Origin of the sequence: Roseovarius sp. THAF8, assembly GCF_009363735.1 — a bacterium.
Taxonomy (GTDB): domain Bacteria; phylum Pseudomonadota; class Alphaproteobacteria; order Rhodobacterales; family Rhodobacteraceae; genus Roseovarius.
Genome location: NZ_CP045410.1, coordinates 1,583,573 through 1,597,895, shown reverse-complemented (window position 1 = coordinate 1,597,895; position 14,323 = coordinate 1,583,573). Strand labels below are relative to the sequence as shown.

Sequence of the window (14,323 nt, the reverse complement as noted above, 5' to 3'; positions counted from 1 at the left end):
GGTATGGAACGCGTGCCGCGAGGTTTGCATTGTCCAACTACATTCACGCGGGCCAAGCGCCCGCAAGATGGAAAAAGGAGAAGTCCTGATGAAAACGACATTCACATCCGCACTGGCCATTGCCGCCCTCGTGTCCGCCCCCGTGGCGACCTTCGCCGCGAATGACGAGGCGACCAATGCCGAGGCCGAGGCGAGCGTTTCGGCCCAGGCGGGTGATGTCGCGCAGGAAGTCGGCGACACCATCTATGCCATCGGCGAAAGCACGACCGACACGGCGCAGGCCGGAGTCGACGCCGTGGGTGGCGTGGCGGAAGACGCCTATGACGCGGCCAGCGACATTTCCACCGAACTGGATGCCGCCCTGACCGGCGATGCGAAAGTCTATACCAGCGATGGTGAACTGGTCGGCACGTATAACGACGCGGATTCCCAAGGCAACATCGCGGTCGTCGATCTGGACGGCGAGATGGAAGGTGCCGATGACCGCGCGATCGAACGTGCGGGCATTCCGCTGAACGCCCTGATGGTCGGTGACGACGGCGTGACCGTCAACATGACCAAGGCCGAGTTCGAGACGGCGCTGAAAGCGAATGCACGGACGAGCTCGGGCGGCTAAGTCGCCGGATACAGTTTGAAATTGAAGTCAATGGCTGCCTTCGGGCAGCCATTTTCATTTTGACGAGTCCGCCTTTGATCGCGGGTGCAAGCGTGACGGCCGCCGGCGCAAGAGGTCCCGGATCAGGTCCGGGACGGCGGCGGGGTGAGGCGCGTTTACCGGTCCCCATCGCTTGATGAAATTTTCATGTCATCCACAACTTATTGTAGTTATCCCCAAGAAATAGCTTTACAGGTCGCAAATCCCCCCTCACCATATCTTGTAGGAAAAGCGGGAATGAACCCCTTTCCTAGAGCAGGCACCTAGCGTATGGGCGCTGCCAGCCCTTCGCTACAACACATGAGGTGGCGCCATGGCACTTTCCGAGCAGTACTTTTCAGAAGACCTTCATCCCATCGATATCGTCGAACACCTGGCCGAGCATCACGACTGGGATTTCGACCGGATCGGCGACGACCAGATCGCGATGGCCGTCGAAGGGCAGTGGCGGACCTATTCGATCACGCTGGCCTGGTCGGCCTATGACGAGACGCTGCGCCTGGTCTGCACCTTCGAAATGGAGCCGCCCGAGGACAAGCTGCCGGCGCTTTACCACGTGCTGAACGACGTCAATGACCAGTGCTGGGCCGGCGCATTCACCTTTTGGGCCGAACAGCAGTTGATGGTCTATCGCTACGGGTTGGTGATGACGGGCGCGCAGGCAATCAGCCCCGAGCAGATCGACACGCTGATCGGTGCGGCGGTGATGAGTGCCGAGCGGTTCTATCCGGCGCTGCAACTGGTGGTCTGGGGTGACCGCGCGCCGAAGGAGGCGATGCAGATCGCCATCGGCGAGGCCTATGGCAGGGCCTGACAACGCACAATCTCAAGGCGAACGGGGCGTGCCGGGCGGCGCGCCCTTTTTCTTTTGCGCGAGGTGTGGCCGAAGAGGCGCTGGCGTATTGCAGGGACGCAATGTGCGGACTATCAACCCGGGGAAAGACAAGGAATGAAGGGACGCACCGGAATGGATATGCAGCATGTGGCCGACAGGGGCCTGGTCCTGCTGGGCTGTGGCAAGATGGGATCGGCGATGCTGGCCGGGTGGCTGGAGCGTGATCTGCCGCCCGGGTCCGTCTGGGTGATCGACCCCAAGCCGTCGGACTGGCTGAAGGGGACGGGTGTGCATCTGAACGCCGATCTGCCCGAGCATCCGGCCATCGTGCTGATCGCCGTCAAGCCGCAGATGATGGGCGAGGCGCTTCCCACGATTGCGGCGATGGGCGGTGGCGGGACGCTGTTTGTCTCGGTCGCCGCGGGCACGCCGATCGAGGCGTTCGAGGCGGCGTTCGGCAGTGACAGCCCGATCATCCGCGCCATGCCCAACACGCCCGCCGCCGTGGGCCGGGGGATCACCGCAATCGTCGGCAATGGTGCGGTGAACGCGGACCAGATGGACCTGGCCGAGGCGTTGCTGAAAGCGGTGGGACAGGTGGTGCGGCTGGAGGGCGAGCACCAGATGGATGCGGTCACGGGTGTGTCGGGGTCTGGCCCCGCGTATGTGTTTCACATGATCGAATGCATGGCCAAGGCGGGCGAGGCCGAGGGGTTATCGCCGGAGCTGGCGATGCAGCTGGCGCAGGCCACGGTGGCGGGCGCGGGCGCGCTGGCCGAGGCCGCGATTGAGTCACCTGCGCAGCTGCGCGAGAACGTCACCAGCCCCAACGGCACGACGCAGGCGGGGCTTGAGGTGCTGATGGACGAGGATACGGGCCTGCCGCCGCTGATGAAGGCGACGGTGAAAGCCGCCGCCGACCGCTCGAAGGAGCTGCGCCGTGGCTGACGAGATCACGTTCGACGATTTCCTGAAGGTGGATATCCGGGTGGGCAGGATCACCCGGGCCGAACCGTTTCCCGAAGCCAAGAAGCCCGCGATCAAGCTGTGGGTCGATTTCGGCAAGGAGCTGGGGGAGAAGAAGAGCTCGGCGCAGATCACCAAGCACTACGACCCCGAGGGTTTGGTCGGTAAGCAGGTCATGGCTGTGGTGAACTTTCCGCCCCGCCAGATCGGGCCGGTGATGTCCGAGGTGCTGGTGCTGGGCGTGAGCGACGAAGAGGGCGGGATCGTGCTGCTTTCGCCGGATCTGGATGTGCCTGTCGGAGGGCGGATGCATTGAAGCGGGTCTATTTCACCCGGCCCCTGCCGGAGAGCGTGGCGGACATGGCGCGCGCGCATTTCGAGGTCGAGATGCGCGAGGAGAACACGCCGCTGAAGATCGGGCAGATGCGTGCGGCGCTGAACCTTTATGACGGTGTGCTGATGATGTTCGGCGACACGTTCTCGTCCGAGGTGTTCCGCGAGGCGCAGAACCCGCGCTGCAAGGTGCTGGCGAATTACGGCGTCGGGATCAACCATATCGACCTGGCCGCGGCGCGGTCGGCCGGGGTGCTGGTGACCAACGTGCCGGGGGCCGTCACCGAGGCCACGGCGGATATCGGCATGACGCTGATCATGATGAGCGCGCGCCGGGCGGGCGAGGGCGAGCGCATGGTGCGGGCGGGCAAGTGGCCCGGCTGGAACCCGACGCAACTGTTGGGCACGCATGTGACGGGCAAGACCGTGGGGATCATCGGCATGGGCCGGATCGGGTCGGCGATTGCGCAGCGCTGTCATTACGGATTCGACATGGACGTGATCTATACCGCGCGGAGCGACAAGGATCCGGGCTTTCCCTGCGAGCGGGTGGAACTGGAAGACCTGCTGGCCCGCGCGGATTTCGCGGTGGTGGCGGTGCCGGTCAGCCCGGACACGCGTCACCTGATCGACGCGGAGGCGATTGCATTGATGCCGAGGCATGCGCATCTGATCAACATCGCGCGGGGGGATATCGTGGACGAAGTTGCTCTGATCGCCGCCTTGCAAGAGGGTCGCATCGCGGGGGCGGGTCTAGATGTCTACGAGAACGAGCCGGAGGTCCCGGACGCGCTGAAGGCGCTGGAGAACGTGGTGCTGCTGCCGCATATGGGCACCTCGACGCTGGAAGTGCGCGAGAAAATGGGGCGCGTGGCGGTGGAGAACCTGCGCGCGGCCCTGGCCGGGGAGACGCCGCCGAACCTGGTGAATTGAGCGGGCGGGGGCACAGGTGGGGTGAAACCCCACCCTACGGCGCGGAAAGAGGTCCGGGAGGGTCTGGGTCTGCGGGCCGGGCGGCATGGTGGCGGGGTGGAACCCCACCCTACATCGCCTGGAGCGCGAACACCGGCAGGCTGGCGCCGAGGCACATGAGGGCCAGCCCGAGGCAGGCCAGCACCCCGTCGCGCACGATGATCGCCGTGGCGAAGCAGATCGTCGCCATTCCGAGAACCGAGGATGAGAACGGCACGATCTCGAGAAAGATCATCAGGACGCCGCACAGCACGCAGAGCGCCTGGTAGAGCTTGCGGAAAGGCCGGGTCATGAGCGGTCCGAGGCGGGGGCGGGTGAGCGCGTCGATCCTTTCGCCGATCCGGTGCAGGCGGCGGAGCGCGGCCAGCATCTTGTCGTTGCCGATGCTTCGGTTCATCACGAAGGCGGGCAGCCAGAGGTAGTGCCGACCCACCAGCATCTGTGCGGCGATGGAGGCGATCAGGATGCCGCAGGCGCTGGAAAACAGGGGGATCCCGCTGAGCGGCGAGGTGACCAGCAGTGCGGGCACGCACATCGCCGTGGTGAAGGAGCTCTTGCCGAACGCCTCGATCATGCAGCGCAGGGTCACCTGGTCCCGGTGGGTGGTGTCTTCGAGCCGGTCGATGATGCCGGTGATGGGCCTTGATGATCGTTCGGGATGCGCCATGTCGCCTTTCACGGATATGACCAGTGGCCTTGATGACGCGCCGCGCGTCACGTCGTGAAACGCCGCCGCACGGCCGGCAGTTCCCCGCGCCGCCGGGTTTGCCGCCGCGTTTCGCTTGACCTCGGGGCAGGGTTCTGGCGTGGTGGCCGCCACGTCGAGGGAGAGAGACATGTTCAAGCCTGCGATTACCGGCTCGGGGGTTTTCACGCCGGAAGAGACCATCACCAACGACGAGCTCGTGGTGGCGTTCAACGCCTATGCCGAGCGGTTCAACGCAGAGAACGCCGACGCTATCGCGGCGGGCGAGGTGGAGGCCAAGGCGCCGTCCTCGTCGGAGTTCATCGTCAACGCGTCGGGGATCGAGCAGCGCTACGTGATGGACAAGTCGGGCGTGCTGGATCCCGGCCTGATGCATCCCAGGCTGCGCGAGCGGTCGAATGACGAGCCGGGGATCATGGCGGAGATGGCGCTGGATGCCTGCGGCAAGGCGCTGGCCCAGGCGGGGCGGGACGCGGGCGAGGTCGACCTGATCATCTGCGCGGCCAGCAACCACGAGCGGCCTTATCCGGCGGTGGCCATCGAGATTCAGCAGTTGCTGGGGGCCAAGGGGTTCGCGTTCGACATGAACGTGGCGTGTTCCTCGGCCACATTCGGGATCCAGGCGGCGGCCGACATGGTGCGGTCGGGCAGCGTGCGCTGCGCCATCGTGGTGAGCCCCGAGATCTGTTCAGGGCACCTGGAGTGGCGCGACCGGGATTGTCACTTCATCTTCGGGGACGTGTGCACCGCGCTGGTGATCGAGCGGGCGGAGGATGCCAAGGGCGCGCATTTCATCGTGCATTCGACCCGTTGCGCCACGCAGTTTTCCAACAATATCCGCAACAACAACGGGTTCCTGCGGCGCACCCGCGACCCGGAGCTGCACGACCGGCGCGACATGCAATTCGTGCAGGAGGGACGCAAGGTGTTCAAGGAGGTGCTGCCGCTGGTCAGCGCGCATATCGCGGATCACATGGAAGAAGCCGGGGTCGCGGCGGCGGGTCTCAAGCGGCTGTGGCTGCACCAGGCGAACAAAACGATGAACGATTTCATCGGGCGCAAGGTGATGGGGCGGGTGCCCGATGCCGACGAGCAACCGAACATCCTGCAGGACTATGCCAACACATCGTCGGCGGGGTCGATCATCGCGTTCTCGAAATACTCCGACGACCTGCAGCCCGGTGATACCGGCCTGATCTGTTCGTTCGGGGCGGGCTACTCGGTGGGCTCGGTCCTGGTGGAGCGGGCCTAGATTTCGGGCGCGCCCGGCCGCGGGATGACGGGCTGGTCGCCGGGGTCGGCCTCGGGCGTCCAGTCGGGATCGTCGCGTTTGATGCGCTGGGAGATCATGTAGCCGGTTGGCCAGGCGAGCAGCAGGCCCGCGACGGCGCTGATCGCGATGGTCCAGACGGAATAATAGCCCATTGCAAACCCGGCGATCACGATGGCGCCGGTGATGAAGCTGCCGGTGAAGAACGTGATGTAGAAGGACAGGCGGTCCATGTCGGTTTCCTTTCCATTACGTAGGGGAAACGCAGGAGCTGCGGGCCGGGTTCCCGGAGCGACGCGGCGCAAGCGTCACTCCGCGCAGGTGGAGCCGGGGCCGGAGGCGTAGGACCAGTCGACGGCGCAGCCCGCCTCGTCAAAGGCGAAGATCTGGGCGTTCTCGTCCTCGGTCGAGAAGGGCAGGGGCGGCTCGACCGTGACGCGCAGCCAGGTTTGCACGGTGTCGGGGGCGACGCACCAGTCGAATTGCGACGGTTGCACCGCATCCCAGCCGCGGGCGCGGGCGATGCCGGTGATGTCGGCGGCGCGCAGGCAGTCGGTATCGGGCAGGTCGGCCAGGAACGCCTGCCGCGCCTCGGTATGGGCGGCGGTGGCCTTGTCGACGGAGAAATCCACGGTGTTGATCGCATAGATATAGACCGCAACCAGCACGGCCACGAGCGACAGGAGGCCGAGAACGATGTACCGGGACAGTTTAGACATCGCCCGTGACCTCTCGCCAGTGGCGGCGGCAGAGGCTTTCGTAGGTTTCGTTGCCGCCGACCTGGATCTGGGCGCCGTCGGTCACCACCTGTCCGTGGGCGTCGCGGCGAACGACCATGGTGGCCTTCTTGCCGCAATGGCAGATGGTGCGCACCTCGCGCATCTCGTCGGCCAACGCCAGAAGGGTGGCGGAGCCGGGAAAGAGATGACCGCGGAAATCGACGCGCAGGCCGTAGCACATCACCGGCACGTTCAGGTCGTCGACCACGCGGGCCAGTTGCCAGACCTGCGCCTCGGTCAGGAACTGCGCCTCGTCGACGAAGATGCAGGACAGCGGACCCGTGGCCAGCACCCGGTCCAGTCGGGCGAAGAGATCGTCGTCGGCGGTGAAGGTGTCGGCCCTGGCCCCGATGCCGATCCGAGAGCCGATATGCGCGGGTCCGGCGCGATTATCGAGCGCGGCAGTCAGCAGGTGGGTGTTCATGCCGCGTTCGCGGTAGTTGTGACTGGCCTGCAACAGCAGGGTCGACTTGCCGGCATTCATGGTGGAGTAATGAAAATAGAGCTTGGCCATGCGGCGACTTATCCGCATGACGCGTGCGGGTTCAAGCGTGCCGGGGTCGGCGCGGGCGCCGGGCACGTAGGATTTTCCACCATTGCGGCGCCGCGGGGCCCCTTCGGATAACGGCCCGGTCCAGGGAAAGAGCGCGATGTCGAAAGCCGGATCATACCTCAAGAAGCACACCGAAGCGCTGGTCAAGGACGTGGGGGTGGAGCCGGCCTGCGAGCTGACGGGCAAGTCGAAGGCCACGCTGGGGCGGTATTACTCGGACCACGAGGAGCATTCCGGCCGCTACATGCCGATCGACGCGGTGGCGGCGCTGGAGGCGGCGGCGTCCTATCCGCATGTGACCGCGGCGCTGGCGGAGTTGAACGGCACGCGGCTGAATTTCGACGACAGCCGGCAGAATGATGGCGGAACGGGCGGGGTGAATTCGGACGTGATCGCGCTGTCGCAGCGCTTTGCCATGCTGATGAGCGAGTACCACCAGTCTATCCAGGACGGGGTGATCACGGTCACCGAGGCCAAGCGCCTGCTGAAGGAGACGACCGCGTTGCAGCAGGTGCTGATCGCGATGAAGCTGCACCTGGAAGACGGCCACCTGTGATCCGCGCGGATCAGCCGTTTCGGGTGGCGACGTGATCCCAGACGGCGTCGGCGGCGGTGACGCCCAGGAAGTGCCCGCCGTCCAGCGTGGTGACGGTGCGGCCGAGCGGTTCGGGCAGCTGGGCGATCATTTCAGCGGCGCGCAGCATCGGGTCGTCGCGGCCATGCAGGATGGAAAACGGCATTTTCAGCGCCTGCATCTCGCGGTGGACGCTGTCGAAATCGAAGCTGAAATCCGCGGCGACCCCGCGCAGCGAGCTGCTGTAGATGTCCGAGAACATTGCGTAACTGCTGGCGTCGCTGGAAAACGGGCGTTCCAGCACCTCGCGGTCGGCGGCATTGTCGCCGAAAAGCTGCATCAGTGCCACGCGGCAGGTCTTTTCGCTGAGATAGTATTTCTTGAACCGCCAGGTCACGGCTTTGAACAGGCGCGAGTTCGATACCAGACCACGCAGGGCATCGAAGAACCCCGCGACCTTTCCGCTGCGCAGAGACTCGGTCTGCATCAAGGTGGGGGACACCAGCACCAGCGATGCGACCACTTTCGGGGCTTCGAGCGCGAGGCGGACGGCGGCGCGGGCGCCGGTCGAGTTGCCGACGACCACGCAGGGATGGCCGATATATTCGCGGATGAGCCCGTGCGCGTCATCGACCCATTGCCGCAACAGATCGTCCTGGTCAAAGAGCGACGAGGTGGGCCGGATCTCGAGATATCCTTCGCGGATGGGGGTGATGACCCGCAGCCCCAGCCGTTCCAGATGCGGACCGGCGTCGCGCATGAGCAAGGCGAAGAGAACGCCGTGGCTGAGCAGGACCGGCCGGCCGCCGGGCGGGCCGAACTCCACGATATTGACGAGCCGGCCATCCGAGAGGCGCCGCGACAGAAGCCGGGCGTCCTGCGACAGGTAGCGGGCGAAGAAGGGTTCGATGAAACCCGCATGGCTGGCCTCGCCCTCGGAGATCGAGATGAAATGGACCATCTGGCCCAGAAGCTTGGTGATCAATTCGCGCTGGCCCGAGCACATCAGCTTGCTGCAGGCGTTCTTGAGGTGGGCGCGCTTGGTCTCGTAGGACAGCGCGTCGAGATCGGCCGCGGCGCGCAGGCTGGCGCCGCCGATCACCTGGAACACGGTGCGTATCTCGGCCTGGGTCAGGCCGCTGTCCTCGTTGAAGATGTCGAGAAACTCGGAGAACAGAAGCTGGGTCACGGCGAAGCCCCGCAGCTGGCGCTTGCCGACATTGTCGCGGTTGGACGGGGTGATCGGGACGTACCAGAACAGCATCTGGACACCCGGATCCCACGAGATGTGGCCCGCGGAAAGCCCGTGACGGGCCACGTTCCCCAGGATGGCGGCGATCTGGGGGTTGTCGGTTTCGGCGGGCAGGATCCGCGTGGAATGATCGGTGATGCTGGACAATCCGCCGCGCAGGAGCTTGCCGGACCTGTCGAAGTCGGCCCAGGCCAGATCGTCCTCGATGGCCGCTTCGGCCACCTTCAGGCGTTTGGCGACATAGTCGCGGGCTTCGCGGGCCTTGTCGCGCGGCAATATTGAAAACACCGACGCGAGGTCGGCGTCGTAATCCCCAACTGGCATGGTCTTCCCCAATACCAGCCCTGACCTTATCGGGCCGTTACGGTGTCAGGATACCCAATTGGGTGATGTGCGCCTAGTACGATTCTGTGAGCCTTGCAGGCGGAGACCGCAGACAGGGCATTGGGTATGGACTCTTTTGGGAAATTCGCCGCGCGGCTGCCGGGGGCGCTGGCATTTGCGCTGGCCCTGTGGCTGGTCGCGTCACCCCTGGCGGCGCAGGAGGGGCCTCCGTTCGAGGGATATTACGTGGTCGAGAACGGTCAGGCGGTGGGTCCGCTGCCCGCGTCGGAGATGCAGGCGCGGTTGCGCGACGGGCGGGTCACGGACACCTCGCTGGTCTGGAAGAAGGGGATGCAGGACTGGGAGGCGGCGCGGTTCCGCCCGGATCTGGGCGCGGAGCTTGGACCGCCGGCGGAGCGCGATCCGCAGCCGGATCAGACCGTGCAGGATTTCGGGCGCTACCTGGCAGGCACGTGGACAAGCGAGGCCGCGCAGGCCGAGCTGCCCGAGGTTGGACAGGTCGACGTGGTCAGCACGATCACCTTCGGCACCGACGGGATCTTCACGTTGCTGACCGAAATGAGCAGCGTTGCCGGCGCGCCGCAGCCGATGACGGTGCATGTCGAGGGCAACGGAACCTTCACGCTGAGCGGGGCGACGACCAACACGGTGACGGTCAGCTACCTCGGCACGTCGCTGACCAAGGTGGAGGGACAGGCCGGCGCGGGCTGGCCCGACCAGCTGCAGTTCGACACGACGATCAAGGCGATCGACCAGAGCACGTTCTTCGAGGATGGCAGTACCTATCGAAAGGTGTCGCAATGAGCGGCGGCGCGATGTCCACGCCTCCGAGGGGTATGATGCGGCGGATCGGCGCGGGGGGTGTCCCGGCGCCGGTGGTGGCGGTCTTGCTGGCTTTCTTGCTGGCGGTCTGGAGCGGTGCTGGTGCGGCGCAGCAGATGACGGCGGACGGGGTCTACGTGGTCGACAACGGTCAGGCGGTGGGGCCGCTGACCCATGCGGACGTTGAGCAGCGCATCAGGGATGGCCGGCTGACCGCGCAGACCATGGTGTGGAAACAGGGCATGGCCGATTGGGGCCCCGCGCGGACGGTGAAGGAGGTGGCGCAGCTTCTCAACGTTTTGCAGCCGCCGCCACCGCCGCCGGTGCGGGACTACAACGCGTTTCTAGATGGACGCTGGGAAACCGGACGCACGGACCTGCCGATCGAGGGTATCGGGCTGGGCACGCAGAAGATGGAGGTGATCTACAACAAGGTGGGCACCTACACGTCGACACAGATCATCGAGGTCTCCGATGGCATGGGAGGCGTCCTGCGCACGACCAACAAGGGCAGAGGAACGTTCAAGATCACGAACCCGTCGCCTGAAGGGTTTCACCTGTCGATGATCGGCACCACGCTGATGACCTCGAACGGCCCGGGCGGCAATGTCCCTTTGCCGGGAAATTTCAACTACGACAGTACGTTGAGGGTCGTGGACGAAAATACGCTGAATGACAATGGGCTGATTTTCCGGCGCGTGAACTACTGACGGATTTCAAGGATGACAGATTGGGGATTATCATGACGGTGACGGATTTCCTGCGGCCATTGCGGACGCGTCTCGTGGCCGCGATTGTCGGCCTGGCAGTGGCGCTGGCCTTGCCGGCGGGCATGGCGGGGGCGCAAAGCTCGTCTTCGGTCACGGTGAACGGGGTGCAGATCACCATCACGGGGGGTGGGTCGCAGAGTATCTCGACCACGTCGACCGGGGCCGAGATCGTGATCGACGGCCGCGAGATCGTGATCGACGGCACCACGATCTCGCTGGATGGATCGTCGATCGACAGCGGTGCCTTCGACGAGGTGGAGATCGTCGTCGAGGGCAACACCACGCGCATCCTTGTCGATGGCAAGGAGGTCATCACCAGCACCCGGTCCGGCGCGCCATCGGGTGACGGCGACGACGCGTTGAGCGAGGCGGCGAAGCTGAACAACCTCGGCGTGGCCTATTACCGGGGCGACGGGGTCGAGCAGAGTTTCGAGAAGGCGATCGAGTATTACGAACAGGCCATGGCGCTGGGCAGCACGATCGCCGCCGACAACCTGGCCAACATGTTCTGGTACGGGGTCGAGGGCATCCCCGAGGACGAGCCGCGCGCGGTCGGCTATGCCAAGGTGGCGTTCGAGGACGACCATTCCAACTCGGTCTACATCATGGGGATGGCCTATCTCCAGGCGATCACGGTCGAGAAGGACGTGGAGCTGGCGCTGGAGCTTCTGAACCGTGCGGGAGACGCGGAGCGCACCGATGCGCTGAACCAGCTGGGCGTGGAATATGCCCGCGGCGAGAACGTGCCCCAGGACGATGCGGAGGCGGCCGCGTATTACCGGCGCGCGGCGGACCTGGGCAACCACGTGTCGCAGTCGAACTATGCCTGGTTCCGCTGGCAGGGCCGCGGCGGCGAGAAGGATGCGGCCGAGGCGCTGCGCTATGCGCTGATGTCGGCCGAGCAGGGCAATACCAGCGCGACCTACCTGGCCGGGGTGATCCACTATCACGGCGGCGAGGGCGTGGAGGTCGACATGGCCGAGGCCGCGCGCATGTTCGAGGCCGCCGCGCGGGAGGGTCACACGACCGCGGCCTTCAACCTGGGCATCATGTATCGCGACGGTGACGGGGTGGAGCAGAACCTCGACCGGGCGATCGAGTGGATGGAGGTGGCGCTCGAGCGCGGTCACGAGGAGGCTGCGGGCGAGCTGGAGCGGCTGAAGGCGAGCCGGGGCGCGGCGCACCCCCCGCAGGAGGCGATCTGGTGGTTCGCGGAGGGCCAGCAGCAGGTCGGGCCGATGACGCTGAACGACCTTCGCGCCGAGATGGCGGCGGGACGGGTCGGGGACCGGACGCTGGTGTGGCGCAAGGGAATGGCCGACTGGGCCATGGCGGGCAGCATCGGGGAACTGGCGCAGTAGCGCGCGCCGCGCTATGACGGGGCGAATACTTGGGAAAGGAGCCCCGTCATGACAGATATCGTCCGCCACCATACCGCCGCCCGCATGAGCCAGATCGTGATCCATGGCGAGACGATCTACCTGGCCGGGCAGGTGGGCAACCGCGGCGACAGCGTGGCGGATCAGACCCGCACCTGCCTTGAAAAGGTCGAGGCGCTGCTGGGCGAGGCGGGCTCGGACGCGACGCGGATCCTGCAATGCACGATCTGGCTGGCCGACATGGCCGATTTCGCCGAGATGAACGACGTGTGGGACAGTTGGGTGCCCGAGGGCCACGCGCCCGCCCGGGCGTGTGGCGAGGCCAAACTGGCGCATCCCGAACTGAAGGTCGAATTGCTGGTGACGGCGGCGGTGGACGCGAAGGACGGCAAGTGACCGGCATGCCCGGCCGGGCTTTGCGGAGCTGACCGGGGCGCCGGGTTGCGGCCCTTCCCGGACCTGATCCGGGATCTCGCGGCGGAGAGATCCTCGGGTCGGGCCCGAGGATGACCTGTGGGTGGGGCAAGGCCGGTTCGATCGGGGGCCAGCCCCCAAACACAGGTTGAATTGGGGGCCAGCCCCCAAACACAGGTTTAATTGGGGGCCAGCCCCCAAACCCCCGGGATATTTTCAGCCAGAGGAAAGGCGTGATGGACGCTGCCCGGGGGCTGCGCTATCAGCGGGGCGAACTTTTAAGGAAGGAAGTCCGATGTCCGGTCATGGCGCGCCCGTCCCGATGCAATCCAGCCTGTCGTCTGGCCTGAAAGGCGAGGCGCATGTGCCCGGCGACAAGTCGATCTCGCATCGCAGCCTCATTCTTGGGGCGCTCAGCGTAGGTGAGACGGTGGTGACCGGCCTGCTGGAGGGCGAGGACGTGCTGGACACGGCCAAGGCGATGCGGGCCATGGGGGCGGAGGTCGCGCGAGACGCGGACGGCACCTGGCACGTGCATGGCGTGGGCGCGGGCGGTTTCGCCGAGCCGGACCAGGTGATCGACTGCGGCAATTCGGGGACCGGCGTGCGGTTGATCATGGGCGCGATGGCGACGTCGCCCATCACAGCGACCTTCACCGGGGATGCCAGCCTGAACGGGCGTCCCATGGCGCGGGTGACCGACCCGCTGGCGCTGTTCGGGGCGAGGGCCGTGGGGCGCGAGGGCGGGCGGCTGCCTATGACCATAGTGGGCGCGCGGGAGCCGGTGCCGGTGCGCTACGAGGTGCCGGTGCCGTCGGCACAGGTGAAATCGGCCGTGTTGCTGGCCGGGCTGAACGCGCCGGGCCAGACCGTGGTGATTGAGCGCGAGGCCACGCGCGACCACACCGAGCGGATGCTGGCCGGGTTCGGTGCCGAGATTTCGACCGAGGTCATGGACGAGGGCCGGGTGATCACACTGGCCGGGCAGCCGGAGCTGCGGCCGCAGACCATCTTGGTGCCGCGCGACCCGTCGAGCGCGGCCTTTCCCGTCTGCGCGGCGCTGATCACCGAAGGCTCGGACGTGCTGGTGCCCAATATCGGGCTGAACCCGACGCGGGCGGGTCTGTTCACCACGCTGCGCGAGATGGGCGCGGACCTGACCTATGAGAACGAGCGCGAGGAAGGCGGCGAGCCGGTGGCGGACCTGCGGGTGCGATACTCGCCCGACATGAAAGGTATCGAGGTTCCGCCCGAACGTGCGGCGAGCATGATCGACGAATACCCCGTGCTTTCGGTAGTGGCGGCCTGTGCTGCGGGGCGCACGGTGATGCGCGGGGTCAAGGAATTGCGCGTCAAGGAAAGCGACCGGATCGACGCGATGGCAACGGGGCTGCGCGCCTGTGGCGTGACGGTCGAGGAGGGTGAGGATTGGTGGATCGTCGAGGGCAGGGGCGCGGGCGGCGTGCCGGGCGGGGCGACCTGTGCCAGCCATCTGGATCACCGCATCGCCATGTCGTTCCTCGTGCTGGGGCTGGCGAGCAAGGCGCCCGTGACGGTGGATGACGGCGGGCCGATCGCCACCTCCTTTCCGGTGTTCGAGGCGCTGATGACCGGGCTGGGCGCCGAGATCCGTCGCGTTTGAGCGGAGCGCCGGAGATTATTCGTGCGAATAATCCCGGGCGACGAAAATTCGTAAGA

At 65.9% G+C, this 14,323-nt stretch carries 17 protein-coding genes; 12 read left to right on the top strand and 5 right to left on the bottom strand.

All coding sequences use genetic code 11. From position 1 onward, the window contains the following. The first annotated feature begins 88 nt into the window (after positions 1-88). From FIU85_RS07785 to FIU85_RS07765, 5 genes are all read left to right on the top strand, one after another. Positions 89-616, top strand: a complete 528-nt coding sequence (locus FIU85_RS07785) for a hypothetical protein (RefSeq protein WP_152496478.1) — start codon at positions 89-91, stop codon at positions 614-616. Positions 617-968: 352 nt separating this feature from the next. Next, positions 969-1,469 (top strand): YbjN domain-containing protein, encoded by a 501-nt coding sequence (locus FIU85_RS07780; RefSeq protein WP_152496477.1) that lies wholly within the window; start codon positions 969-971, stop codon positions 1,467-1,469. 153 nt (positions 1,470-1,622) lie between these two features. Further along, a complete protein-coding gene (proC, locus tag FIU85_RS07775; protein ID WP_152498205.1) occupies positions 1,623-2,438 on the top strand; it encodes a pyrroline-5-carboxylate reductase in 816 nt (271 codons plus the stop codon). Then, a complete protein-coding gene (locus FIU85_RS07770; protein WP_152496476.1) occupies positions 2,431-2,772 on the top strand; it encodes a tRNA-binding protein in 342 nt (113 codons plus the stop codon). Before proC ends, FIU85_RS07770 begins: the two co-directional genes overlap by 8 nt. Further along, positions 2,769-3,722 carry a D-glycerate dehydrogenase gene (locus FIU85_RS07765; protein WP_152496475.1) on the top strand — a complete coding sequence of 318 codons (954 nt, stop codon included), beginning with the start codon at positions 2,769-2,771 and terminating at the stop codon, positions 3,720-3,722. The genes FIU85_RS07770 and FIU85_RS07765 overlap by 4 nt, the downstream gene beginning before the upstream one ends. 109 nt (positions 3,723-3,831) lie before the next feature. Here the strand turns inward: FIU85_RS07765 and FIU85_RS07760 are convergent, their stop codons facing one another. Continuing rightward, the gene (locus FIU85_RS07760; RefSeq protein WP_254703024.1) at positions 3,832-4,599 is read right to left on the bottom strand and encodes an exopolysaccharide biosynthesis protein; all 768 of its coding nucleotides are present in this window, start codon (positions 4,597-4,599) and stop codon (positions 3,832-3,834) included. On the opposite strand from FIU85_RS07760, the gene FIU85_RS07755 reads away from it, so the two are divergent. Then, entirely contained in the window at positions 4,598-5,719 is a 1,122-nt protein-coding gene (locus tag FIU85_RS07755) for a beta-ketoacyl-ACP synthase III (RefSeq protein WP_152496474.1), read from the top strand. The genes FIU85_RS07760 and FIU85_RS07755 overlap by 2 nt on opposite strands. Here FIU85_RS07755 and FIU85_RS07750 read toward each other — a convergent pair. The 3 genes from FIU85_RS07750 to FIU85_RS07740 all read right to left on the bottom strand — a co-directional run bounded on the left by FIU85_RS07750 (position 5,716) and on the right by FIU85_RS07740 (position 7,030). Next, a complete protein-coding gene (locus tag FIU85_RS07750) occupies positions 5,716-5,970 on the bottom strand; it encodes a hypothetical protein (protein ID WP_152496473.1) in 255 nt (84 codons plus the stop codon). The two genes, FIU85_RS07755 and FIU85_RS07750, sit on opposite strands and share 4 nt — an antisense overlap. A gap of 75 nt (positions 5,971-6,045) precedes the next feature. Then, on the bottom strand, positions 6,046-6,456 hold the full coding sequence (locus FIU85_RS07745) for a hypothetical protein (protein ID WP_152496472.1): 411 nt from the start codon (positions 6,454-6,456) through the stop codon (positions 6,046-6,048). Beyond that, positions 6,449-7,030: a thymidine kinase gene (locus FIU85_RS07740; RefSeq protein ID WP_152496471.1), complete on the bottom strand. Its 582-nt coding sequence runs from the start codon at positions 7,028-7,030 to the stop codon at positions 6,449-6,451. Before FIU85_RS07740 ends, FIU85_RS07745 begins: the two co-directional genes overlap by 8 nt. Positions 7,031-7,166: 136 nt before the next feature. Here FIU85_RS07740 and FIU85_RS07735 point away from each other — a divergent pair, with 136 nt between their 5' ends. Continuing rightward, complete coding sequence (locus FIU85_RS07735) at positions 7,167-7,625, top strand: hypothetical protein (RefSeq protein ID WP_152491284.1); 459 nt, start codon at positions 7,167-7,169, stop codon at positions 7,623-7,625. A gap of 10 nt (positions 7,626-7,635) precedes the next feature. Here the strand turns inward: FIU85_RS07735 and FIU85_RS07730 are convergent, their stop codons facing one another. Beyond that, a complete protein-coding gene (locus FIU85_RS07730) occupies positions 7,636-9,219 on the bottom strand; it encodes an alpha/beta fold hydrolase (RefSeq protein WP_152496470.1) in 1,584 nt (527 codons plus the stop codon). Positions 9,220-9,345: 126 nt separating this feature from the next. Between FIU85_RS07730 and FIU85_RS07725 the strand changes: the two genes are divergently transcribed. The 5 genes from FIU85_RS07725 to aroA all read left to right on the top strand — a co-directional run bounded on the left by FIU85_RS07725 (position 9,346) and on the right by aroA (position 14,267). Then, positions 9,346-10,044, top strand: coding sequence for a DUF4339 domain-containing protein (locus tag FIU85_RS07725; protein ID WP_152496469.1), 699 nt, complete (start codon positions 9,346-9,348; stop codon positions 10,042-10,044). Continuing rightward, positions 10,041-10,772, top strand: coding sequence for a DUF4339 domain-containing protein (locus FIU85_RS07720; RefSeq protein ID WP_152491287.1), 732 nt, complete (start codon positions 10,041-10,043; stop codon positions 10,770-10,772). The genes FIU85_RS07725 and FIU85_RS07720 overlap by 4 nt, the downstream gene beginning before the upstream one ends. A gap of 32 nt (positions 10,773-10,804) precedes the next feature. Then, the gene (locus tag FIU85_RS07715; RefSeq protein ID WP_152496468.1) at positions 10,805-12,193 is read left to right on the top strand and encodes a GYF domain-containing protein; all 1,389 of its coding nucleotides are present in this window, start codon (positions 10,805-10,807) and stop codon (positions 12,191-12,193) included. 48 nt (positions 12,194-12,241) lie between these two features. Beyond that, positions 12,242-12,607 carry a RidA family protein gene (locus FIU85_RS07710; protein WP_152491289.1) on the top strand — a complete coding sequence of 122 codons (366 nt, stop codon included), beginning with the start codon at positions 12,242-12,244 and terminating at the stop codon, positions 12,605-12,607. A gap of 313 nt (positions 12,608-12,920) precedes the next feature. Continuing rightward, entirely contained in the window at positions 12,921-14,267 is a 1,347-nt protein-coding gene (aroA, locus tag FIU85_RS07705; RefSeq protein WP_152496467.1) for a 3-phosphoshikimate 1-carboxyvinyltransferase, read from the top strand. Positions 14,268-14,323: the final 56 nt, after the last annotated feature.

Coding starts and splice junctions, on each gene's coding strand:
- FIU85_RS07720 (WP_152491287.1), top strand. CDS start 10,041: ATGAGCGGCGGCGCGATGTCCACGCCTCCGAGGGGTATGATGCGGCGG.
- FIU85_RS07745 (WP_152496472.1), bottom strand. CDS start 6,456: ATGTCTAAACTGTCCCGGTACATCGTTCTCGGCCTCCTGTCGCTCGTG.
- FIU85_RS07780 (WP_152496477.1), top strand. CDS start 969: ATGGCACTTTCCGAGCAGTACTTTTCAGAAGACCTTCATCCCATCGAT.
- FIU85_RS07755 (WP_152496474.1), top strand. CDS start 4,598: ATGTTCAAGCCTGCGATTACCGGCTCGGGGGTTTTCACGCCGGAAGAG.
- FIU85_RS07760 (WP_254703024.1), bottom strand. CDS start 4,599: ATGTCTCTCTCCCTCGACGTGGCGGCCACCACGCCAGAACCCTGCCCC.
- FIU85_RS07725 (WP_152496469.1), top strand. CDS start 9,346: ATGGACTCTTTTGGGAAATTCGCCGCGCGGCTGCCGGGGGCGCTGGCA.
- FIU85_RS07735 (WP_152491284.1), top strand. CDS start 7,167: ATGTCGAAAGCCGGATCATACCTCAAGAAGCACACCGAAGCGCTGGTC.
- FIU85_RS07785 (WP_152496478.1), top strand. CDS start 89: ATGAAAACGACATTCACATCCGCACTGGCCATTGCCGCCCTCGTGTCC.
- FIU85_RS07730 (WP_152496470.1), bottom strand. CDS start 9,219: ATGCCAGTTGGGGATTACGACGCCGACCTCGCGTCGGTGTTTTCAATA.
- FIU85_RS07710 (WP_152491289.1), top strand. CDS start 12,242: ATGACAGATATCGTCCGCCACCATACCGCCGCCCGCATGAGCCAGATC.
- aroA (WP_152496467.1), top strand. CDS start 12,921: ATGTCCGGTCATGGCGCGCCCGTCCCGATGCAATCCAGCCTGTCGTCT.
- FIU85_RS07715 (WP_152496468.1), top strand. CDS start 10,805: ATGACGGTGACGGATTTCCTGCGGCCATTGCGGACGCGTCTCGTGGCC.
- FIU85_RS07750 (WP_152496473.1), bottom strand. CDS start 5,970: ATGGACCGCCTGTCCTTCTACATCACGTTCTTCACCGGCAGCTTCATC.
- proC (WP_152498205.1), top strand. CDS start 1,623: ATGGATATGCAGCATGTGGCCGACAGGGGCCTGGTCCTGCTGGGCTGT.
- FIU85_RS07740 (WP_152496471.1), bottom strand. CDS start 7,030: ATGGCCAAGCTCTATTTTCATTACTCCACCATGAATGCCGGCAAGTCG.